We start from the raw sequence: 23,388 nt of genomic DNA on the forward strand, positions 1-23,388 counted from the left end.
TTTATATGTACGGGAGATAATTTTAGGTCATGTTATATAGTCTTTCTTTTGGAAAAACTGCGGTAAATGTTGATCCTTCGTTTTCTTTAGACTGTACATCTAAATACGCGCCGTGTTGCATCAACACGTGTTTTACAATCGCAAGACCTAAACCTGTACCACCTGTTTGGCGACTACGGTCACTGTCAACACGATAGAAGCGTTCAGTTAGTCGTGGCAAATGTTTAGGGTTAATTCCAATACCTGTGTCTTGTACACTAAAGTACGCATGTTCACCGTCATCATGCCAGCCAATGGTAATCGTTCCACCTTTTGGCGTGTACTTAATTGCATTGGTAATTAAATTACTGAATGCACTAGCAATTTCCATGTCAGAACCAATCAGGTCACAGTGGCTATCAATGTGTAAATTAAGCGTGTGTCCATAATCGGCATTGTAGGCCTGAGCATCGTCAAAAAGTTGACTCATTAAACTCGGCATTTCAATAATCTGATTTTTTGCAATTTTCTTGTTATTTTCTAAATTCGATAACAGCAATAAGTCATTCACCAAAGCATTCATACGCTTGGTTTGTGACTGCATCTGATCAAACGCACGTTTCCAGCGCGGACTAATATCTTCCTGATCGGTAAATGTCTCGATATAACCACTCAGTACAGTTAATGGTGTACGAAGTTCATGAGAAATATTATCGACGAAGTCTTTACGCATTTGCTCAAGGTTGTGCATACGAGTCACGTCGTAAGCCACCAATAAGCGACTTTCTCCACCGAACCGTGTGAGCTTGACCTGTACATATCGGTCATCATCAAAATTTGAGTGAAGCTTAATGCCGTCAGGTGCCTGATCAATATTGTTAAAATATTCAATAAAGGTCGGCTGACGTAAAATCGTTAATAAGTTACGACCACGATCGAGAGGGCTGATTCCTAACAAACGTTCGGCAGCAGGGTTCCACCACTCGATTTGATGTTGGTCATCAATTAAAACAACGGCTTCAGCAAGTGCAACTAAAGATGACTGTGCGCGGTCAATTAAACCGACCATTTCTGCCTGAACAATTCGTTCTTGGCGCTGAGCACGGTAGACATTAAATAATAATGCCCCCCAAATCCCATTAAGATTTGGAGGAACGTCATAAGGTTTATTCGCAATCCAGTCATTGACCAGATATAAAGAACGCAACTGGAGTGTAAAAAACACCACGAAGGCGATAAAAATACAGCTCCAGAAATACCCAAGGCCTAAACCGACTAAACCGGCAATAATTAGAAAAAATAATAAGAGCCGTAAATCTTGTTTGGCAAACGTCCATAAACTACTGTAGCGGGAAAGTTTTTGTTCACGTACCTGTTCGGGGACGGGGTAGGGTTCATACATAAATCTTGGTTAACCTGCGGCTAAATCTGCACGTGTTGAGAAACGGTAGCCAGTTCCACGTACAGTTTGAACAAATCGGTCTACACCAAAAGGTTCTAAAACTTTACGCAAACGGCGAATGTGCACATCGATAGTGCGGTCTTCGATATATACATTACCGCCCCACACCTGATCGAGCAACTGGGCACGTGTATATGCACGCTCTGGATGGGTCATAAAAAATGCAAGTAAGCGATATTCAGTTGGACCCATATCTAAAATGCTGTTGCCAAAGCTAACACGTTGGCTTACAGGATCAAGAATTAAGCCATTGGCATCAATGGTTTTTTCACCACTTAATGCATTAGCACGACGCAGAACTGCCTTAATACGTGAAACCAGTTCACGTGTAGAGAAAGGCTTAGTCATGTAGTCATCTGCACCTGCGTCAAGACCTTGTACTTTGTGGTCTTCTTCTCCGCGGGCAGTCAGCATAATCACTGGAATTTCTGCTAGGTTTTCATCTCGTTTTAAGCGGCGACATAAATCGACACCACTTACGCCTCCAGGTAACATCCAATCAAGCAAGATAAGCGCCGGACGTTGGTCGACGATAATTTGATGAGCTTGTTTGGCATCTTCTGCCTGTAAACACTGAAAGCCTGCCATGTCCAAAGACGTATGGATCATTTCGCGAATAGGAAGCTCATCATCGACAATTAAAATATAGTCATCTTTCACAGCGCAATATCCTATAGATTTAACGGTGAACCGTTTTGTAGTTATGACAGGCTTATTACAAAGATTAATTATGACAATTTCATTGCAGAAAAGTCTATAAAATTAAATTTAGCAATAATTTGTGACAAAACTAAGGCAAAGCTATGACCAAATTGTGACATGGAGACTTTAATTTTCTTAAAATCATTCAATGGGTTACCACTTTAATGGCTTAGCTTGTTTTGCACATTTATGGCTGTCAAAAAACTTTAATATTATTTTGAAACTTGCGCTAATAAAGATAAGAAAACGATACGGCATGCGGTTAAAACCTGCTCAAGCGACTGTTCAAACCCTCCCATGACCCATCGAATCGCTATTTGAGTGACATATCCATTTAAGCCAGTTGCGATTAAAGAGAGCTCATTTTCATGGTGTTGAATTTGCGGCATGGTCAGCATAACAAAGGCTTGAATCATGCGATCAAATTGCGCAAGAGTTTCTTGAATGGTGGCCTGATTATGTAACTCTTGTACCAAAACTGCGTCGACATAGACAATACGAGCTAATCTTGGGTCGTCTTTTAAGGTCGTCAGTAGGGCTCTTAAACCAGCATCGACCATTTTTTCAGGATCGGGTGCAGCTTTAATCACAGCTTGCATCAGATTTTGCTGTAATTCTTCAATCATTTTTAAAAAGATGGTTTGGAATAAATCTTCACTCTTCTTAAATGATTCATAAAAATAACGTTCTGTGAGTTTTGCCTCTTGGCATACATCTTTTACCGTCACGGAAAAAAAACCGAGTGTTCCGTAGGTCGCAATACCTGCTTCAATCAGTTTTTCACGGCGCGCCTCTTTACGTTCAGATAGAGATAACCCTTTGAACTGACGTTCTTTACTCACACTTTTTGTTTTCTTTTTACTGGTTGAGTCGTTAGTCGCCATAAATAAGTCGTTTCCTAAAGATTGGTTTCCTAATTTATAGGTTTTGGCCAAATATGCTCACTATGATAAAGCCCTCAGAAGAATTGTGCCATTCTATCTGAAATTACAGTGTACTATATTGACAATGGATATTGTCAAAATTATATTGAAGATGTCTGAACTGCACATGCAATGAACCGATTGTGCAAATATCGAAAAACAAAGGATGGACAATGAAAAATTTTAAAAACAAAGTCGCTGCTATTACGGGCGCAGGTTCTGGCATTGGGCAACAGTTAGCAATTCTTTTGGCAAAACAGGGCTGCCATCTTTCGTTGAGTGATATTAATGAAAAAGGGTTACAACAAACTGTCGAGCTTTTAAAACCGTACAGCAATATTACTGTTACAACCAAAAAGCTGGATGTGTCTGACCGCGAAGCGGTAAAGCAGTGGGCGCAAGAAACTGTGCAAGATCACGGTTCTGTTAACCTGATTTTTAATAATGCTGGTGTTGCGCTAGGCTCAACTGTTGAAGGTGCGACCTACGAAGATTTAGAGTGGATTGTTGGGATTAACTTCTGGGGTGTCGTGTACGGTACTAAAGAGTTTTTACCGTTCATTAAGCAAACTCAAGATGGCCATATTATTAACATCTCAAGCTTATTTGGTCTGACTGCTCAACCGACTCAATCTGGTTATAACGCGACTAAATTTGCTGTACGTGGTTTTACTGAATCATTACGCCAAGAGTTGGATATTGAAAAAAGCGGCGTAAGCTCGTTGTGCGTACATCCGGGTGGAATCCGCACCAATATTGCTAAATCTGCAAAAATGAGTGATAGCTTGAATAGTTTAGGTATGGACCCGACTAAATCAATTCAAAACTTTGACAAGCTACTACGTACTCCGCCTGAAGAAGCAGCTCGTCAAATTTTACAAGCTGTCTTAAAAAATAAACGCCGTTTATTGATTGGTAGCGATGCAAAAATTCTTGATGCATTCCAGCGTTTATTCCCAACGGGATATCAACGTGCTTCAACCATTGTGACCAAATTAATGAAGTAATTTTTTAACGTAAAAAAGCCATCAAATGATGGCTTTTTTTATGTGGTTTAGTTAGTTCTAAATAAGAACTTTGATCTTCTTTTTCTTCCAGATAAATTGATAATACAGGCCTTGAATAATACATAAACTAACGAATGCCAAAGCATAAGCAACCCAGATTCCTTTAAGGCCCCATATTGAGCTAAACCAGTAAGCACATGGAATTTCAATAAATAAAATAGCAGAAATATTAAGGAGCATTGGGACAGTCACGGTTCCACTGGCACGCATGATCGATGCAAAAATGGCACCTGCACCAAAGAATAAAATTGCCCAAAGTACAATAAATAAAAGTTGCTGCCCTAACACCACCACAGTTGGATCGGTAATAAACAAAGCCATTAAATATTTTGAAAAAAGATAGCCAAGTGCAATTAAGGTACCTGTAAATAAAAAGTTCATTCCCAAAGCTGTACGGGTTACCCGTGCTAACAGATCTGATTTGCCAGCACCAATCGCTTGTGCTGCAAAAATTGAAGCCGCAATGGAGATCGACAAGGCAGGGAACTGAATGTAGTTGAGCACCTGATTCACTGCACCATACGCTGCTGTAGCATGTGATCCATAACGGTTAACTAACCCAACAATAACCAAGCCAGCCATTGAGGTGGTGATCATTTGAATGCCGGTCGGAACGCCTAAGCGCAAAATGATTTTGCTTAGTTCTGGATTGTGACGGATATGTTGCAGAAGCTGACGATTCGGCCGAAGTGGATGATTTTTCTTATTTAGATAAATCGCGAGAAAAATTAATATTGCGATATAACTAATAATTGATGCTATAGCAGGAGCAATAATCCCTAGAGCAGGAAAGCCAAAATAACCTTTAAGTAGAATTGGTGTAATAATTACGCCGATGACACTGGTTAAAGCCAATGCTAGTAAAGGCGTGGTACTGTCGCCTACACCACGTAAAATTGAGGTATAAATAATATAAACAAACAGAAGCGGGCTACCCGCCAGCATCCATTGCACATAAGGCAAAGCAAGATGCATTACCTTTGGATCTGTGCCCAATAACTCTAAAATATCATGGGCAAAAAACACACCGATAATCGCAGTAATTACCCCACCAATCAGTGTCATAAATAGGGTAGAACCGACCACACTTTGGACTTTCTCTATATTTTGTGCACCCCACGCTTGCCCTACTAAAACAGTAGTACCCGTTGAAATCCCGATAATAAAAGCGAGAAGCAAGAATAAAATAGGGAAATATACAGAAACTGCTGCAATTGCATCTACTCCCATCATTTGGCCAACAAAGATGGTGTTAATCGTCCCCGACAAGTTTTGCAAAATATTGGTTGCAATGAGAGGCAGTAAGAAAACGAAAAACGTTTTCCATAGATTTTGCTGGTGAATTAAAGACTGTCTTGGTGGCATGTGTTCTCCATCGCCCATCTCTTTGATGAGCGGGGCAGACATTCAACTTAGCATATTTAGGTGAAACTTCTTGTAGTGTTTTACTATGCTAAGTTTCTAAATTTATTAACATTCATTCAAGATTTCTCCTGCTTTTTGCAATGTCTCATCATTTTTAGCAAAGCAGAAGCGAATTAGGCGTAAAGATTCTGGCGCTTGCTGGTAGAAAACCGAAACAGGAATAGCCACAATTTTATGTTGCTCGGCAAGAAACTGGCACATTTCTACATCGTTTAAGTCCGGTCTAATCTGACTGTAATCAAGATTTTGGAAATATGTCCCTTGAGATGGTTTTAGTAAGAAACGACTATTTTGAATAGCGTGATTAAAATGATCTCGCTTAGTTTGGTAAAACTGCGAAAGCTCTTGAATATGTTCCGGATGTTGCTGCATATATTGCGCTAGGGCAATCTGACAAGGTGTCGTGCCACAGAAATTCGCATATTGGTAAATCTGGCGGAATAAACGCATTAACTCAGGTGAAGCGACGCAATAACCTGTTTTCCAGCCTGTCACATGAAAGGTTTTCCCAAAAGACCCAATCACAAAACTACGTTCTCTGAGCTCTGGAAAATGCAATGCACTAAAGTGTTGTTGACCATCAAACACTAAGTGTTCATAGACTTCATCAGATAAAACCACAATGTTTTTATCTTGAATTAGTGCAATAAGCTCTAACCAATCCTGTTTTGCCCAGATGGTACCTGTTGGATTATGGGGAGTATTCACCACAATCATACGGGTTTTGTCATTAATTAAATCTTTAACTTGCTGCCAGTTCACCTTAAAGTCAGGTGCCTCAAGTGCGATATGAACTGCTTTACCACCTGCTAACTGCACAGAAGGGCCGTAGCTGTCGTAACTTGGGTCAAAAATAATGACTTCATCACCTGCATTGATGCATGCCTGTATGGCACAAAAAATTGCAATGGTTGCGCCCGGAGTAATCGTGATTTGCGTTACAGGATCAAGTTGAAGTTGGTCACGCTGCTGAAATTGTAAAGCGAGCTGCTCACGTAAACCGAGAATACCATCGCCAGGTGGATATTGATTATGCCCAGCTAAAGTCGCCTGAGATAAAGCTTCCAGTAAGGCTTGTGGTGCCGGAAAATCTGGAAAGCCTTGTGACAGGTTGAGAGCACCTAAACGATGTGCCATTGCCGTCATGGTACTAAAAATAGTCACGCCTTGAGTGGCCAGTTTTGACTGTAGCTGTAGCATATTGTTCTCTTATTAAAAATATTTAAAGTTATAAAATTGATTCAATCACTGCTCGAATTACACCGAGAGTTAAACCAATAAATGCACCGACTACAACGCCATTTACTCGGATCATATGTAGGTCGCCACCGACTTCATTTTCAATTTTCCCGATCATTTCGCGTGAATCCCATTCATGAATGCGTTCACTGACATAGCGTATGATTTTATGGCTATATTGATCTGTAAAAGTCAGCGCAAGTCCTGTCATTTCTTTGTTGAGCACTTCACGTACCTTGGCATTTTGAACAAGGTTTTCACCTAGTTGTTGAATAGCCGCTCTTAGGTTCATTGCAATGCCAGAATCTTCTTTCATTAAATCTTCTTTAATGGCATTACACAAAATCGTAACGGCCCCACTGATGAAATTGAGGACTTGTGGACTATCGAGAAGGGCATCTTTACCGCTGTTGAGACGTTGGCTAGCAACGCTGTCTGGTTTTGCCAGCTCAAGCATGAGAGAGTGGGCAATGGTTTCAATTTCTTGTCGCCATGGGTGTTCAGGGTCTGCCAGCATCGATTCTACTTTTTCAACCAGTGAATCGATGGTACGTTGTTGAACATCAATACCAATCCAGCTTGCGCCTTTTGCAAGTGACCAGACACCAAGTGCTTTAAACATTTTTCGGGTTAATTCACGGGTTTTATCTGGGTTTTGTACCACCCATTCATGAGCGATATCGAGTCCACGCTGCAAGACGTCTTGATGGAAATCATTTTCCAATACCGCGCGTAGCATTTCACTTGCGAGTTTATTGACTTCGGTATTACGCACCCATTGCACACTATTGTTTTGCACAAAATTGGCAATTTGATCTTGACTAACAAACTCAAAAATTTTCGGAACAGTTTGCTGAATGAGCTGCACCACTTGAGTATTGTTTTGTGGGCTTGCCAACCATTGACCAATTGCAAGGCTTAAATCAGTTTTTTCTAAGCTGCGTTCGACCACTTGAGGCGAAAGAAAATTTTCTTGTACAAAACGGCCCATTGACTCTGCAATGCGAGCTTTGTTGCGTGGAATAATTTCGGTGTGGTCGCGTAAAAACTTAGGAATGGGTAACTTACCAAATGGGTTCCGAAACAGAACCGTAATCGCGTACCAGTCGGCTAAACCACCGACTACACCGGCTTCTGCCCCTAACATTAAAATATGAATAAAACCTGTGTACTCTGGCAGAAAACGATCAGCCACCATCAGTGCAATCCACAGCACAACGACAATAATAAGCGCCAGAGTAGCAAAATATTTGCTACGTTTAAGACTGGGCACGTGGTGAACTTCTTCTGCCATGTTCATAAATTTATCCTATTCATTTTTGTTTTACTGGAGGCTCAGGCGGTGGCAACAGCTCTCCTGTCGGACTCAATCCATATTTTTGTCCGATTGATTTCAAGATCAAGGTTGCATCAAAAGCATCCTGTGGAGCCTGCTTTTGATCCCGATAACATTCAATAGTATACGACACTTGAACAGGGTCGATATTGACCACTTGTGGGTAATCATAGAACGGATCATGCCAGAAACCTGGGTAGCGACGACCATAACCATATGGGTAAAAGCTTGGAGCTGATGGATAAACCACAGCCTGACGTGGCGGTTTCTGGCTCTGATTACTTGGATCATTTTGCACTTTAAAAAAGCGGAAACCCTTTTGTATCGTCGTTTGTGCCGCTTTCACCAAGGTAATTTCTTCAGCTCTGCCATAACTCATATTTGGGTCGGCTTGAAAACTAATACGGAACGTTTGTGCATTTAGAGGATATGCTGAAAACTGGCCAAGCTGATCAAAGGTTCTTGGTTTACTTGGAGTCGTTGCACACGCAGTTAAAGTTAAGGCAGTGCCTAAGGCTAAACAAAGAGAGAGATATTTCATGATGAACTCCCAGCTGAGCATTAAAAAATAGATGACTCAGCATTAAAAATTAAGAAGTTTTAAAAACTACTGTTCGGTTCTAATAAAAATTCGGTTTCCTCTGGAGTGGAAACACGCCCGAGAATGGTATTTCGATGAGGATAGCGTCCAAAGCGATCAATAATGACTTTATGCTTTTTCTCAAAACTTAAATTAATTTCATTGCCGAGGCGTTGAAAGAGTTTCAAGGCAAACTCATGAATCAGCTTCGATTCACTATGCATAAACGGCATATATAAAAAAGAACGTTGCTCTGGATTAAGCTGTGCGTCGAGTTGCAAGCTAATCGTTTCTTGTGCCAAAGCTAATGCCAAACTGTCATAGGCAAAAGATTCGGGTTGATCACGATAAATGTTGCGAGAAAACTGGTCTAGTACAATAATCTCTGCCAAACGGCCTTCCGCTGTTTTTCGCCAAGACCACAGTTCTGCTTGAGTTGCCTGTCGATGAACGTCAGAAAAATTTTCACGAATTTTTTTGTCAAAATCATCACTTTTTGCAAACCAAAGTGAACGGTGTTCAGGAGAAAACCAGAAGTTTAAAATGTCTTGTTCGTTCATGATATTGACAACTCTTTAGCAATTATTCTTCAATAAAATCACAATTCTTTCGTGTCTTAAATAACAAGATTGTGATAAAAATTGCCAAACTGGAATGATGTGAGTATATAAATAGCCGTATCATCTCACGATTTTGTATATAGTGATCTTTAATAAGCGAGCAAATGCATGAGTCAACCCACTACACCCTCTCAATCAGTTATTCCTGCTTGGGTGGATTCGTCGCTACTACAAGGCATGTTACGTGGAATAGAGCGTGAAAGCCTACGTATGCAAAGTAATGGGTTCTTATCACAAGAGTTACATCCAAAGGCATTGGGTTCGGCTTTAACACATCCACAGATTACAACTGATTATTCAGAAGCATTAATGGAGTTTATTACCTCACCTAAGCCAACCATTGGTGAAGCTTTGAATGAGCTCACCGATATCCATGCGGTTGTGCATCGTCATTTAGAAAATGGTGAGAAACTCTGGCCGCTGTCTATGCCATGTATGTTAGATGACAATGAAGAACGGATTCGTCTAGCACAATACGGCACCTCTAATATTGGTCGTTTTAAAACACTATACCGCCGTGGGCTGGGAATTCGATATGGTCGCCGTATGCAAACCATTTCAGGCGTGCACTACAATTTATCTTTTCCAGATACACTTTTTGCCGAGCTACAAGCTCATGAAACTGACGAACAATTAAAATCATTAAGTTTGCAGGATTATCGTAGCCATCGTTATTTTGGCCTTATTCGTAATTTTATCCGTTTAACACCGTTAGTTATGTTTTTAGTGGGCGCTAGCCCAACAGTATGTCGTTGTTTCTTAACTGGACATAAACATCAGTTGTTACCTTTAATCAAAGGTTCATACTATTTACCGTATGCTACAGCTTTGCGCATGGGACGATTGGGCTATCAAAACTCAGCTCAAAAAAGCTTGGGTATTCATTACAACAATTTGACTGGCTATCTGGATGGTTTACAAAAAGCCGTTCATTCTCCTTACCCACCATTTAGCCGTTTAGGGTTAAATGATGCCTCTGGTGAGCCGTTGCAAATTAATGATCATGTTTTACAGATCGAGAATGAATATTACAGTCTCGTACGTCCAAAACAGGTGCCTCAAAAAGGTGAAACACCGTCTCAAGCCTTGAAAAATCGAGGAGTGGGATATGTTGAGCTACGTGCTGTTGATGTAAACCCATACTCGGCAATTGGCGTTGATGAAACAACGGCAGGCTTCCTTGAGGTGTTAGCACTTTATTGTCTGTTAAGTAATAGTCCAGACTTGTTAGGTCCTGAGCAAGACTTGGTTGAGAAAAATCAGACCGAGGTGGTAAACCGAGGTCGAGCACCGAACGCAACCATTACAGATTTAACAGGGTCATATCACATCGAAGATTGGGCACGTTTATATATTGCAAAAATGCAAGATTGTGCACAGCTACTCGATCAGACCTACGCAACGGACTTGTATGGTTCCGCATTAGCGATCATGCAAGCACGAATTGATGAAGTTGATGAGACTTTATCTGCCCATGTTATTGACGATACGTTAAAACATGGTGGAACTTGGAGTTTTGGTAGCCACATGGCGCAATTACATGCTGAAAGTTATGAAGAGCATGAGCTTAGTGTGGAAACTTTGAAACATTTTGAACAATTGGCTGCACAGTCGTTACAGCAGCAAGAACAACTTGAGCAAGATACTCAGGTCAGTTTTGATCAATATCTTGAACAATATCGATAATAAAACGAGGTTTTACATGCGATTAAGTTACCGTTTGGTGAGTGGGCTACTTGTTTTAGCAAGTATTGTCGGCATGTCTTTTGCGTTGTATTTGGAACATGTAAAAGGTTTAGAGCCATGTCCGCTCTGTATTTTTCAACGTGTTGGCTTAATGGCGATGGGTTTTGTGGCGCTCGTCGCTTTTTTGCATAACCCAGTTTCCAATGCGATTAAACGCTTTTATGCATTTTTGGCTGGCATTGCAATTTTATGGTCAGTCGGTGTGGCAGGGCGTCATGTGTGGATACAGCATTTACCTGCAGATCAAGTACCGAGTTGTGGACCAGGTTTAAATTATTTAATTGATGCTTTACCTATGAAAGCAGTTTTGCAAGAAGTGCTTTCTGGTTCAGGTGAGTGTGCAGCTATTGACTGGACCTTTTTAGGTCAGTCTTTACCAGTTTGGTCATTGGTTTATTTTGTTTTGCTCTTACTGGTCTGTTTATGGCAGTTATTCCGTTTTTATCCAGTGTTTAAGAGTGCTAAAAAGTAAGTTTAAACAGATTAAAAAAAGCTCAATATTATGTTGGGCTTTTTTTATTGTTCTAGAATTAATCAAACTATAAAAAAACAAATTGAAAAAAAGAATAATGATATAGACAGATAGGTCTGTTTTTTATAAAGTGCAGCCGTTTTATATCCTTATGATTATAAAAAATGTTTTTTAATATCTTTAATGTTTTGGAAAAAATAGGGTTAACTGCACAGAAACGCGCGATTCACGTGCAATTTTCTAATGAACTACTCAATAACCAAGTTTTTTTACAGCGTATCGAAGGCCAACACCAGCTAAATGGGGAAATTGAAGCTGAGTTGATTTGTCTTTCGACGAGTGCACAAATTGCATTGAAGCAGTTTATAGGGGTGCAAGTTGCTGTTGATCAGGTTACTGATTCAGGGCAATTGTTCCGAACTACAGGAATTGTAACGGAAGCCAGTTATGGCCAAAGTGACGGTGCTTTAACGCTTTATAAACTTACCTTAAAAGACGCGACAAATTTATGGAACAAACGCCGTAATAGTCGTGTTTTTATGAATAAAAGTATTATTGAAGTCACGGAAGTTTTATTTAAAGAGTGGCAAGAAAAAAGTCAGCTTTTTGCGACAAGTTTAAGTCTCGATCTTAGTGGGCTAAGCCAGAGTTATGATATTCGCCCATTTATCATGCAGCACAATGAATCTGATTATGACTTTCTTACACGCTTATGGCGAAGTGAAGGCGTTAGCTGGCTAATTGATGAATCTGAGCTTTTTGTACCTCATTTTACTGCGCCAATACAGGCTCAAAAACTAAGACTCATTGATGACAATAGCCAGTACCAAGCTTTAGAACGTCGAAGCATTCGTTATCACCGCAGTAGTGCAACAGAATATCAAGATAGCATTACGGGTTTTGTAGCAGTGCGGACTCTGCAACCGACAGCAGTACATGTGCAGCGCTGGCAACCCGATGCTCTGGCACACGAAGAAGGTGTAGGTTCAGTTATTACTACACACATACATTCAGAGCAGTTTGATTCAGCGAGTTTGAGCCTTGAACAAGCATGGCACATGAGCCCAGCTTGGATGCAAGATTTAAAAGGGGAAGATCAAGCTACCGCTTCAAGTAGTAATCAACTAGAGAAATTAAATCAGCAATTCACTGACATGTACGCAAGTCAGGCCAAATACTTTAAGGCCTATAGTAGTGTCCGTGATAGCCAAGTTGGCTATTGGTTTAATCTACAGGAGCATCCAGAAATTGATCAGCATGATGGGGCTGATCAAGAGTTTCTCATCATTGCTAAAAATTTCTATAACCAAAATAACCTACCGAAAGATTTGCATCAGCAAGTTAGCCAGTTGTTAACCCAAAGTCGTTGGGATAAACATGGTTATGAAGATATTGAGCGCCAAGGTAATGAGCTGACCTTAATACGCCGTCAAATTAAAAATGCACCTGAATATCATCCAGAACAGCATCGACCAATTGCCTACCCACAAAGGGCGAAAGTTGTAGGGCCAGAGGGAGAGACTATTCATGTCGATGAATGGGGGCGTATTAAGGTGCGTTTTCTATTCACCCGTAGTGATGATCATGGGCATGACGGTGGAGCAGGGAGCAATGACAACGATACCGACTCGGCTTGGGTTGATGTACTGACTCCTTGGGCTGGCGAAGGTTATGGAGCACGCTTCTTGCCACGTATTGGTGAAGTGGTTGTCATAGACTTCTTTGATGGCAATATTGACCGTCCATTTGTGACAGGGCGTATCCATGAAGCGCAGCGTTCGCCAACCAAGTTCGATGTAAAAGGGCAGCTTCCTGCGACTAAAAAACTAAGCGGGATTCGCAGTCAGGAAATCAGCGGTAGTGGTTTTAACCAATTACGTTTTGATGACACAACAGGGCAAATCAGTACCCAACTACAAAGTAGTCATGCAACGACGCAACTGAATTTAGGTAACTTAAGCCATCCGAAAGAACAAGCGACGAGCCAAGGACGTGGAGAAGGTTTTGAGCTGAGAACAGATGCTTGGGGCGCTGTGCGTGCAGGCAAAGGCATGCTCATTAGTACCTATGCGCAAGAGCAGGCAATTGCAGACCATTTAGAAGCTGCACAAGCACAATCTTTACTTTCACAAGGTTATGACAGCATGAAAATGCTCAGTGAAGTTGCAGCTAAGCAACAAACTGATGCTTTGAATGTGATTAATCGATTACCCAAATTCATCCAGTCCCTTGAGCTAAAAACCACAGGACAGGCATTAAATAGTACGGTAAACCTATTTAAGGAAGGCATTAATAACGACCCTATTCACGCATTAAAAGACTGCGGTGGCTTTATTCAAGACATGGGTGCTCTAGGTGGCGATACAAAAAGTGTTGTAGACGAATTTAATGCTTTCTTTACCGACGCTAAAGATGCGGTAGAGAATTTAAAAGCTTTCATCGAAAATGTTGAAGAACATGGCGCTGACATCGTTAAAGGAAAACTTGCCAGCATTAAAGATCGGATTCATAAAAATCCATTTGAAAGTATTAAAGAGGTCGGAAAAGTCTTAGGGAATGTCGAGACTAAAGACTTTGACATGATGAGTGTATGTGGAACATTTAGTAAAGGCAGTAAATTAGAAGTATCACCATCAAAAGCATTGAGTTCTTTGCAAGGCTTTATGGAGGGTTATACCCAAGGTTTAGAAAGTAGTGCAGATACGAAACAACAAGAACAAGGCAAAATCTTTAGACAAGCGCTTATGTTATTAGCATCGCCAAATGGTATTGCTTTAACGACACCTGAAAATATTATTCTGCAAGCTTCACAAGATATTGCTGAGAGTGCTAGCGGTTCAATTAATTTAAGCGCACAGAAAAATATTATTGGGCATGCACAAGACAAAATCAGCTTGTTTGCTGCACAAAAGGGTTTCCGCGCTTATGCAGCAAAAGGAAAGCTCGAACTACAAGCGCAAGATGATGCTATTGAAGCGATTGCCAAGAAGGTCATCAAGCTCATTTCTACAGAAGAAAAAATCGAGCTTACGAGTCCAAAAGAAATTGTACTAACAGCAGGTGGATCACAGCTCAAAATTAATGCGGATGGCGTATTTTCAACAACAGGCGGTAAGTTTGAAAGTAAAGCTGGGCAGCATTTGTTTACGGGTGGGGCTAAGGTTTCTTATGAGGTTCCTGAGTTGCCTAGTTCTTTTGATTATAGTAATAGAATTGATTTGTATAAGATTTTTCAATGGAGTGATTTCGAAAATATTAAATATAGCGCAATTTTTGAAAATCAAAGAGTTACGCAAGGGAATTTAGATGATTTAGGAAGAACAGAAAGATTCAAGAGTAGTACCCCTGATAAAATGAAGGTTTTAGTGGGATATAGTGCTGATAAGTGGCATAAAGAAACAGAAGAGTTTGAGGATTTTGATGACTATGGAATCCACAATGATTCTAACTTAAATAATAATTCTAATTAAGGGGAGAGAAAATGAATAAGAAAGGTTTAATTCAGTTTAGGTTTGTTGAATTATTTACTGCTAATAACATACCTAATTTATATCATGTTATTAAGAATGAAAAGGGTGTAACTATTGCTTCTGGAATGACGAATAGTAATGGCTTAACAGTAATGATAAGTAGAGATGTAGGTGATACTATTTATGTATATTTAAAAAATATTATAACAGGTGATTTGAAAGAAAAAGTTAGACACACTATTGTTTATAAAAAGGAGATAGTAAGAGTAACATCATCAAAAATACTATTAGATAATATAACCTTAGCAAAATCAACGAATAAACCAGGTAATTATAGATATTTAACGCATAAAGTAAAAAGAGGAGAGAATTTATCTTCAATTTCTCATCGATTTAATTGTAAAATTAGTGAAATTGTAAATTTAAATAAATTAAAAAATCCTGATTATATAGATGTTGGACAAATTATTAAGATTCCATATAAAGGTGCATCGAGTGATACCAGAAAAAATCCTGATAAAAATCAATCTAAGCATGAAAATAATAAATCATCTTCTACTCAGAAAGTAAATTCACATGAAAATAATAATAAAAATACTTCAGATAAACCTCAAAAAAGAATAGAGTCAAAAGATATAACTGATGAATATACAAAAGAGTCAGGAAAACCAATGAAAGTTGCTACTAATGCAACTTCACCATGTATTTGTAAACAATATAATTTGGCTTGGGGATCTAAAGTTAGTTGTGAATTTAGGAAAAGAGTTATAAAAATAGCACAAAATTTGTGGCCTAATGATTCAGAGAATATGGCAAGTCAATTAATGGCTGTTATGCATTTAGAGTCTGCCGGTACTTTTAGTCCAAAAATTGGAACTTTTGTCAGCAAAAAATTAACAGATGATGCTAAAGGTGGTTATGTTGGTCTTATCCAATTCGGAAAATTTGCTTCAATTGATTTAAAAGTTAAAAGATCTGATTTAGCAAAAATGTCAGCCGTACAACAATTAGATTATGTGGAAAAATACTATAAACTAAACTCTGCTCATACAAAGATTAAAACTCTAACTGGATTATATTTATGGGTGAATTATCCTAAAAATGTCAAAGAAAATCGATTAGAAGATGAAGATATTGTGTATGCGGCACCTAAAGACGCAGAAGTAACTTCTAAAAAATTTTTAGAAAGCCCATATCACCAAAATCCTAGTTTTATGAAAGAGAGTGATGAATATAAACGGGATGGCAAAAAAGTTATTAAACAAGGATTTAAAAATGGTTCAACTAAAGTTTGGGAGGTTGAACAAGAAATTAAAAAACATTTAACCGAAGGTATAAAAAATCAAAATTTAGAGAAAAATTATAATTGTGCATACATAAATCATACTCAGGTAAAAAATACTCAGAAAATTAATTTGGAAAAATTTGCTGAAATTTTAAGAAAGAGAGCTAAAGAAAAAAGTCAACATCAATGTGCAAAATATGTAAGAATTGCATTAGAGGCTGGGGGAGCCGACACTTCAGGACATCCTATCGCAGCATCAGATTGGGGGCCAACTCTCAAAAAAATAGGTTATAAAGAAATACTTGAAGAGTTTAATAAACCTCAATTAGGTGATATTTATATCATCACCAAAACTGATAAGCATCAATATGGCCATATTGCAGGCTATGATGGTAGCCAATGGATTTCTGATTTTAAACAAAAAGGTCATAGAATTTATAGTGATCATGTTAACTACAGATATTTTAGAATGTAATTTGTTAAATAGGAGATTTTAATGAAACTTTTAATTTTAGAAATTTTATGTTTAAGCCTTTTATCTGGTTGCGCTTCCGCAAAAGAAGCTGAATGTTACAATACTTCAAAAGCTCTAATTACAGATTTATACAATAAATTTCCTATTAATAGCGATGAGGTTGTTGAAAATAAAAATATAAAAACCTTAAGTAGTTTTTTTGATAAAAACCTTACAAATTTACTTATAAAAGATCAAGAATGTAGTGCAAGAAATAATGGGGTTTGTAATATTGATTTTAATATTTTAATTCATTCTCAAGATACTCCTAATAAATATAAGATATTACAGGATACGGATAATTTAGTAACAGTTAAAGTTGAATATCATCAATACTCGGAATTTATTAACTTTGTTATTAATAAAGAGTCTTCTTGTAAAAAAATAGAAAATATAAAATATGATGATGGAAGTGATTTAATTAAATTGCTGCGGAAATAACATGAAATATTCAATATTGTTCTTAATTTTACTATTTGCTAATCATACATTTGCAAATACAGAAATATGGAATGGTACATATCACTATTATAGTTCAGAGGAGCTACCTAGTGGAAATGTTGCGACGATAGAGTCAACTTTAACATTAGCACCAAAAAAATGTGTGTACTCTATTATAGGTTTTCAGGTTGATAAATCCTATATGTGCAAAGTAAAAGAGAAAAATAACGAGCTATATTTCTTTAATGTTCAAAGTGGTGAAAAGTTAGGAAAAGTAGTCTTTAAGAAAGGAAAATACTATCTTTATTCTGATGAAGTTTTAGATAGTAAAGACAACTTATTTTTTAAAGATAAATAATAGTTATAGAGCTCTTTTTAAAATATTTTCAGATTCTGTAAAAAAGCCCAACTTAAGTTGGGCTTTTTTTTACGTCTCTACAATTCCTTCTAAATCTTCGAGCGTATAGTTCGGCATATCAATAATATGGGTTTGAATACCTTCTTGCACATAATCATTAACATTAGGATATAGCCAGCGAGTAATTTGTTCCGCAACACTCGAGTGATACTGAATTTCAAAGTGATTTAAGCCATAAAACACGGCTTTATGAGAATCTGGAACTTTGAGCTGAAAACGTGGATTTGGATGTTCGCCTAGCGCGCTTTTCACACTCACCAAGTAATCGCCAATTACGGTCAATGCTTTGTTACGTACTTTTTCAAATTCGAGTGTGCCTGCCACTAAAAAGGTATTGATATGGGAAGGCAGTGGAGCAGGAGCGCGGTTATCATCCATCATGCCAATTCGAGCATCCATATATTCCCAGTCGTCATCACGAACGCTACCGTGGCGTAAGTCTAAAATGCCATTACTACGAATATTAACTAGTTGACCGAGTAAACCCACAAAAGGGAAGGCCCCGAGTTTATCTTGTATGGTAAAGCCAAAGCGCTCCAACACTGCACCATGATGTGGAGAGCCAATGCAGACTAGATTCTCGACCATATGAATCCATTGATACATGTTTTGTTTGCCATAAAACAAGGCGCTACGAGAAACCAGTCCACCCATACTATGGCCAATAATATCAATACTGGTAATTCTTGGATTACGTTGTACCAAATCTTCTAATAAATTTGAAAAACTGCGTCCATTGGCTGAAATGCGTCGACCTGTATTGTAGTTTAAATACAGCATCGTGTTATGGTCGCGCTGTGCTAACAGACGCTCCCCAATACCCCCATAATGTGCATTTGACCAACTCAGATGATTCATACATAAACCATGAACCAAAATTACAATACGTCCTGCAAGTTCCCCTTGTTGTATTGCACCGTAGTGATCGTATAGGACCATTGGTAAAGCGAGAGGGCTATGTTGTTTAAGTAGATAATCCCCAAAAATTCCATTCAAAATTCCGACTAAAAAATGTAAGCTCGGGGTGAGTGGTTTTTCGTGAAGTGTGGGATATTTTTCAATAATGTGACGTAAACTTGGCGCTAAAAAGTGGCTACCATATTTTTGTAAAGCGCCATAAGAAAATTGATATGCCTTTTGCACAAATGGTCGTTTTTGAAAGTTTTTAGCATTTTGTGTGCTCACACCAAAAGCATTTTTTAATACTTCAATATTAATAACTTGTATTAATTCATGTACACCATTTAAGCTGGTACTGAACAGTTGAGCTAAACCTTCTAGTACGTCTGCCTGACTCGGTGGCGTACGATCCCATTTACAATAAGTTTCATGTAGTGGTGTTAAGCTCGGCATATCTTTTCCCCATATACGTTATAACCGACGTTTTAAGCTGTACTTTTTATCAACGGCAGTAAACGTTTCCATCTTAGTAGTTTAAATAACACATGTTTTTAAAATACTGATGAATGGTTAGTTGAGTGGTTTTTCTTGTCTGACAATAGTGTTTTTATATACAAACTGAGAACAAAAATGTGAGTTTATTCTCAATTTAGAGGGAAATATATGAATATTATCTACCTCCATGGCTTTAATAGTAGCGCTCTTTCAATTAAAGGGCTAAGCCTGAAGCAGTATTGTAGCGAATTAGGCATAAATGTGCATTTGCCAGACCTAAACAGATCTCCTAATCTAGTGGTAGAGCAAGTTTCAGCGCTGATTGAATCGTTGCAAGACGTGGCTTTAGTTGGTAGTAGTCTCGGCGGGTTTTTTGCGACATATTTTGTCGCGAAATATAATATTCCGGCTGTACTGATTAACCCTGCTATGCAACCATGGAAGTTGTTTGATGAGTTATTCCAAGTTGAAAGCATGCCCTATGTGGTGAATGATCAATGGTCAATTGACCATATTCAGTTGCGACAATTACAACACTTGGAACTGAAACAACCTGAAAATGCTGACAAAATACTCGTCTTGTTGCAACAAGGCGACGAAATTTTGGATTATCGTCAAGCACAACGCTATTATAGTGCTGCAACGCCATCCTCATTGATTTTGACGGATGCTCATGGCAATCATGCTATGGAAGATTTTGAAGAAAAATTACCGTTAGTGATCGAATTCTTTGCGCACACCATCAAATAAGGAAAACGTACAACGTGACACAATATACGGCTCAATCGCTTGAAGTCCTTTCTGGTTTAGACCCTGTTCGTCGTCGTCCAGGGATGTATACCGATACGACTCGACCTAACCATTTAGCCCAAGAAGTTATTGATAATGCTGTTGATGAAGCATTAGCTGGTCATGCCGACAAAATCTGTGTCACAGTTTATAAAGATGGTTCATTGTCTGTTGAAGATAACGGCCGTGGTATGCCAGTGGATATTCACCCTGAATATGGCCAAAGTGGTATCGAAATCATTCTGACTAAGCTCCATGCTGGTGGTAAATTCAGTACCGATAACTACCTGTTTTCAGGTGGTTTGCATGGTGTGGGCATTTCCGTTGTAAATGCTTTATCAACACGTGTTGAGGTCGAAGTTCAACGTCAGGGTAACCTATATCAAATGGCCTTTGAGCAAGGTGAACCCGTAGCACCTTTAGCTGTTCTCGAAGGTAAAGCTCCAAAACGCGCGACAGGTACAACGGTACATTTTTGGCCAGAAGCGAAATATTTTGATAGTCCAAAATTTGCGTTAAAAGCACTTAAACACAATTTAAAAGCCAAAGCTGTTTTAGCGGCTGGTTTAAAAATTATCTATATCGATCAAATTAACGATGAAAAAATCGAATGGCAATTTGAAAATGGCCTCGTCGATTATTTGATGGATGAATTACAAGACCGCGAAATTTTGCCAAATCCCGCTTTTGTGAGTAATGGTCAGGCAGACCGTGCGGCGTGTGAATTTGCGATTTGCTGGAATGTGGAAGGCGGTGAGCAGGTTCAAGAAAGTTACGTTAACCTGATTCCAACCGCGCAAGGCGGTACTCATGTGAATGGGTTACGCTCAGGTGTAACTGAGGCATTACGTGAGTTCTGTGAGCTACGTAACTTGTTGCCTCGTAACCTCAAACTTTCGGCAGAAGATGTATGGGATGGTGTTAACTATATTTTATCACTGAAGTTCCAAGAACCGCAGTTTTCAGGTCAAACCAAAGAGCGTCTTTCGAGTCGGGAAGCATCTAATATTGTTTTAAATATTGCTAAAGATGCTTTTGCACTCTGGCTCAACCAACATGCTGAAATTGCCATGCAATTGGCAGAAATGGCGATTTCTAAAGCTGGTCGTCGTTTAAAAGCAGCGAAGAAAGTCGAACGTAAAAAAATTGTTTCTGGCCCTGCTCTACCGGGTAAGTTGGCTGACTGTGTGGGACAAACGCGTGAAGACAGTGAGCTATTCATTGTCGAGGGTGACTCTGCGGGCGGTAGTGCCAAGCAAGCGCGTGATAAAAACTTTCAGGCTATCATGCCAATTCGTGGAAAAATCTTAAACACATGGGAAGTTTCTTCTGATGAGGTTTTGGCTTCTCAAGAGGTTCACGATATTGCGATTGCCATTGGTGTAGACCCTGGTAGTGATGATTTATCAGAACTACGCTATGGCAAAATCTGTATTTTGGCCGATGCTGACTCGGATGGTTTACACATTGCGACTTTGCTTTGCGCTTTATTCGTTAAACACTTTCCAACATTGGTTGAAGAAGGGCATTTGTATGTGGCAATGCCACCATTGTTCCGTATCGATATTGGTAAAGATGTCCATTACGCACTGGATGAAGATGAGCTTGAAGTCATCTTGAAGAATGTAAAAGGCAATCGTAATCCGCAAATTACCCGATTCAAAGGATTGGGTGAGATGAACGCGATTCAATTGCGTGAAACGACCATGGATCCAAACACGCGTCGTTTAGTTCAGCTCGATCTAGATGATGCTCATTTTACAGCTGGTTTACTTGATAAATTGCTTGCGAAAAAACGTTCAGCAGATCGTAAGCAGTGGCTTGAGCAGAAGGGTAACCTAGCTGATATCACTGTTTAAAATAGAATTAAAAAATCCCCGTTCAATTGACGGGGATTTTTTATATAAACCTAAGATTGTTAGAAATCACCACAACGATTTCTGCTATTAAGGTTTAGATCATTAAATTAGACAGATCTGTATATTTTAATTTAGATCGTAATTTTTATAGTCTGTGGAAATTGAAAAATATCACAATTCGCTCCACCTCCAATTCGATCTACCACTGCAAAATCACTTGGTGCCTCAAAGGTAAGCAAAGGATGATGCCATGTGCCTGCCCGATAATTGATACTTTGCTTCCCATTTGAAACAAATGCACATAGCTTTGAAATGTCGGGAGTATTCTCGTCTAAAGCGGGCGCGACAATAATTAAAAACTTTTGTTGCTGTAATGGAATAAATGCCTGAGAGCCTTTTGGATGGCGCTCTAGCATTGAAATTTCCAGAGGTAGTACACTGGCCTTAATATTACGGAAAATACTAATTCCTGCCTTTGCTTCCCCTTCAATTTCAGTTTCAACGAGCGCATGGTAGCGCTCGGTGTGGGCATCGTTAATATGAAAAAAGTCATGCCCGTCGCAACAGATGACCTCTCCGAAAGACTGAAAGTTCTCAATGGTTAAAGGCTGAATTTGAACATTCTTCATGATCATGGCTTGGCAATTTTTCCCCATAAACGAACACGACTAATACCACCGTCTGGAATCATGTTAATGCGAATATGAGAGATTTTTTCATGCTGTAAAATCTCATTCACATATTCATGAATATGGTCCATTTGCATCGGTTGAGCTTCAAGTAAATAAGACCAGAACATACTTTGTGGAATCAGCTGTGCATCGGTAGCATTTTCAAGGTAAACCGCTTGAATGGATACTTGGGCAGGGAAGTTCCCTTTAAAGTGAGCCGTATCAATTTCAAGTTTCTCAATTTTTCCGCTTTTACCCAACGAAAGAATACACCAGTCATAACCCGGAGCTCGGCGGCGTTTGGTTTCCCATCCATCGCCCATGTTGACGCCACGACCGGGGTTAATCAAATTACGCGGATGTCCAAAGTGCGCATCGCTATAGGCAACTACGCGGCCACCATTTTCTAGGGCTAATAAATCAAGAGTTTGCTCGCTATCAGTCACCTGAATATGAACGTCTCCATAGACACGTAAACGAGCAATACCACCATCTGGGAAAATATTGAGGCGTATATGAGTGAAAAGTGCATCATTATTGACCATAAAAATATGATGCTGGCTTGGGCCGAGTTCCGTATTTCCTAAAATGCTCTCCCATTTTGCCCCTGTAAGGTCACCATTTGGTGCATAACAAGCTTCTAATGATGCAGATGCTGGATAGTTTCCTGTAAAAAAGCTGGTATCAATATCAAGTGCACTGATTTTTCCACTTACACCTAGTTTTACGATGCACCAGTCATAGCCCGCATGACGTTTACGACGCGTTTCCCAACCGTCCATCCATTTGCCGTTATCATCAAATTTATCTTCAACAAAAATAGGTGCATCAAATTGCAGCATACGCTTTGCTTCTGCAAAGAAATCATCTGAACACTCAATGACTTGTGCACCAATTCGGGCATCTGCCAAATTGGTTTTCGTATTCAAAATTTCAGGAAGTTCAAATGCTGGAGCGTGCAATGTTGCCATAGTGGATTATCCGTATTTCTTGTT

20 protein-coding genes are annotated in these 23,388 nt (G+C 39.2%); 9 read left to right on the plus strand and 11 right to left on the minus strand.

Annotated features, from left to right (window positions below; all coding sequences use genetic code 11):
* Positions 1–22: 22 nt before the first annotated feature.
* From phoR to ODQ17_RS08020, 3 genes are all read right to left on the minus strand, one after another.
* Positions 23–1,381 (minus strand): phosphate regulon sensor histidine kinase PhoR, encoded by a 1,359-nt coding sequence (phoR, locus tag ODQ17_RS08010; RefSeq protein WP_049837551.1) that lies wholly within the window; start codon positions 1,379–1,381, stop codon positions 23–25.
* Between the two features lie 9 nt (positions 1,382–1,390).
* A complete protein-coding gene (gene phoB / locus ODQ17_RS08015; RefSeq protein WP_000650776.1) occupies positions 1,391–2,101 on the minus strand; it encodes a phosphate regulon transcriptional regulator PhoB in 711 nt (236 codons plus the stop codon).
* A 254-nt stretch (positions 2,102–2,355) separates the two neighbouring features.
* Positions 2,356–3,027: a TetR/AcrR family transcriptional regulator gene (locus ODQ17_RS08020; protein ID WP_000224580.1), complete on the minus strand. Its 672-nt coding sequence runs from the start codon at positions 3,025–3,027 to the stop codon at positions 2,356–2,358.
* Between the two features lie 212 nt (positions 3,028–3,239).
* Here ODQ17_RS08020 and ODQ17_RS08025 point away from each other — a divergent pair, with 212 nt between their 5' ends.
* Complete coding sequence (locus ODQ17_RS08025; RefSeq protein ID WP_004790118.1) at positions 3,240–4,073, plus strand: SDR family NAD(P)-dependent oxidoreductase; 834 nt, start codon at positions 3,240–3,242, stop codon at positions 4,071–4,073.
* A 57-nt stretch (positions 4,074–4,130) separates the two neighbouring features.
* Here ODQ17_RS08025 and ODQ17_RS08030 read toward each other — a convergent pair whose 3' ends face one another.
* The 5 genes from ODQ17_RS08030 to ODQ17_RS08050 form a co-directional block, all read right to left on the minus strand.
* A complete protein-coding gene (locus tag ODQ17_RS08030; protein ID WP_250375011.1) occupies positions 4,131–5,498 on the minus strand; it encodes an MATE family efflux transporter in 1,368 nt (455 codons plus the stop codon).
* Between the two features lie 105 nt (positions 5,499–5,603).
* Positions 5,604–6,758 (minus strand): pyridoxal phosphate-dependent aminotransferase, encoded by a 1,155-nt coding sequence (locus tag ODQ17_RS08035; protein ID WP_322902824.1) that lies wholly within the window; start codon positions 6,756–6,758, stop codon positions 5,604–5,606.
* A gap of 28 nt (positions 6,759–6,786) precedes the next feature.
* Positions 6,787–8,097 carry a DUF445 domain-containing protein gene (locus ODQ17_RS08040; protein ID WP_049837549.1) on the minus strand — a complete coding sequence of 437 codons (1,311 nt, stop codon included), beginning with the start codon at positions 8,095–8,097 and terminating at the stop codon, positions 6,787–6,789.
* A gap of 13 nt (positions 8,098–8,110) precedes the next feature.
* Positions 8,111–8,674, minus strand: a complete 564-nt coding sequence (locus ODQ17_RS08045) for a CC0125/CC1285 family lipoprotein (protein WP_004790114.1) — start codon at positions 8,672–8,674, stop codon at positions 8,111–8,113.
* A 59-nt stretch (positions 8,675–8,733) separates the two neighbouring features.
* Positions 8,734–9,273 carry a DUF924 family protein gene (locus tag ODQ17_RS08050; protein ID WP_005300536.1) on the minus strand — a complete coding sequence of 180 codons (540 nt, stop codon included), beginning with the start codon at positions 9,271–9,273 and terminating at the stop codon, positions 8,734–8,736.
* A gap of 168 nt (positions 9,274–9,441) precedes the next feature.
* Between ODQ17_RS08050 and gshA the strand changes: the two genes are divergently transcribed.
* From gshA to ODQ17_RS08080, 6 genes are all read left to right on the plus strand, one after another.
* The gene (gene gshA, locus ODQ17_RS08055; protein ID WP_322902826.1) at positions 9,442–11,019 is read left to right on the plus strand and encodes a glutamate--cysteine ligase; all 1,578 of its coding nucleotides are present in this window, start codon (positions 9,442–9,444) and stop codon (positions 11,017–11,019) included.
* Between the two features lie 16 nt (positions 11,020–11,035).
* Positions 11,036–11,551 carry a disulfide bond formation protein B gene (locus tag ODQ17_RS08060; protein WP_322902828.1) on the plus strand — a complete coding sequence of 172 codons (516 nt, stop codon included), beginning with the start codon at positions 11,036–11,038 and terminating at the stop codon, positions 11,549–11,551.
* 164 nt (positions 11,552–11,715) lie between these two features.
* Positions 11,716–15,021: a type VI secretion system Vgr family protein gene (locus ODQ17_RS08065; RefSeq protein WP_322902830.1), complete on the plus strand. Its 3,306-nt coding sequence runs from the start codon at positions 11,716–11,718 to the stop codon at positions 15,019–15,021.
* 11 nt (positions 15,022–15,032) lie between these two features.
* Entirely contained in the window at positions 15,033–16,781 is a 1,749-nt protein-coding gene (locus ODQ17_RS08070; protein ID WP_322902832.1) for a LysM peptidoglycan-binding domain-containing protein, read from the plus strand.
* Between the two features lie 21 nt (positions 16,782–16,802).
* Complete coding sequence (locus ODQ17_RS08075; RefSeq protein WP_322902834.1) at positions 16,803–17,261, plus strand: hypothetical protein; 459 nt, start codon at positions 16,803–16,805, stop codon at positions 17,259–17,261.
* A 1-nt stretch (position 17,262) separates the two neighbouring features.
* Positions 17,263–17,619, plus strand: coding sequence for a DUF5991 domain-containing protein (locus tag ODQ17_RS08080; RefSeq protein WP_322902836.1), 357 nt, complete (start codon positions 17,263–17,265; stop codon positions 17,617–17,619).
* A 69-nt stretch (positions 17,620–17,688) separates the two neighbouring features.
* Here ODQ17_RS08080 and ODQ17_RS08085 read toward each other — a convergent pair whose 3' ends face one another.
* Positions 17,689–19,032 (minus strand): alpha/beta fold hydrolase, encoded by a 1,344-nt coding sequence (locus ODQ17_RS08085; RefSeq protein WP_005300558.1) that lies wholly within the window; start codon positions 19,030–19,032, stop codon positions 17,689–17,691.
* A gap of 210 nt (positions 19,033–19,242) precedes the next feature.
* Here ODQ17_RS08085 and ODQ17_RS08090 point away from each other — a divergent pair, with 210 nt between their 5' ends.
* Positions 19,243–19,824 (plus strand): YqiA/YcfP family alpha/beta fold hydrolase, encoded by a 582-nt coding sequence (locus tag ODQ17_RS08090; protein WP_192836154.1) that lies wholly within the window; start codon positions 19,243–19,245, stop codon positions 19,822–19,824.
* A gap of 14 nt (positions 19,825–19,838) precedes the next feature.
* Positions 19,839–21,722: a DNA topoisomerase IV subunit B gene (parE, locus tag ODQ17_RS08095; protein WP_322902839.1), complete on the plus strand. Its 1,884-nt coding sequence runs from the start codon at positions 19,839–19,841 to the stop codon at positions 21,720–21,722.
* A gap of 131 nt (positions 21,723–21,853) precedes the next feature.
* Here the strand turns inward: parE and ODQ17_RS08100 are convergent, their stop codons facing one another.
* Entirely contained in the window at positions 21,854–22,357 is a 504-nt protein-coding gene (locus ODQ17_RS08100; protein ID WP_322902941.1) for an ureidoglycolate lyase, read from the minus strand.
* Positions 22,354–23,364, minus strand: a complete 1,011-nt coding sequence (gene alc, locus ODQ17_RS08105; RefSeq protein ID WP_322902841.1) for an allantoicase — start codon at positions 23,362–23,364, stop codon at positions 22,354–22,356. The genes ODQ17_RS08100 and alc overlap by 4 nt, the downstream gene beginning before the upstream one ends.
* Positions 23,365–23,388 lie beyond the last annotated feature (24 nt).

The organism is Acinetobacter sp. IRS14 (assembly GCF_034650275.1).
Lineage (GTDB): Bacteria > Pseudomonadota > Gammaproteobacteria > Pseudomonadales > Moraxellaceae > Acinetobacter > Acinetobacter oleivorans.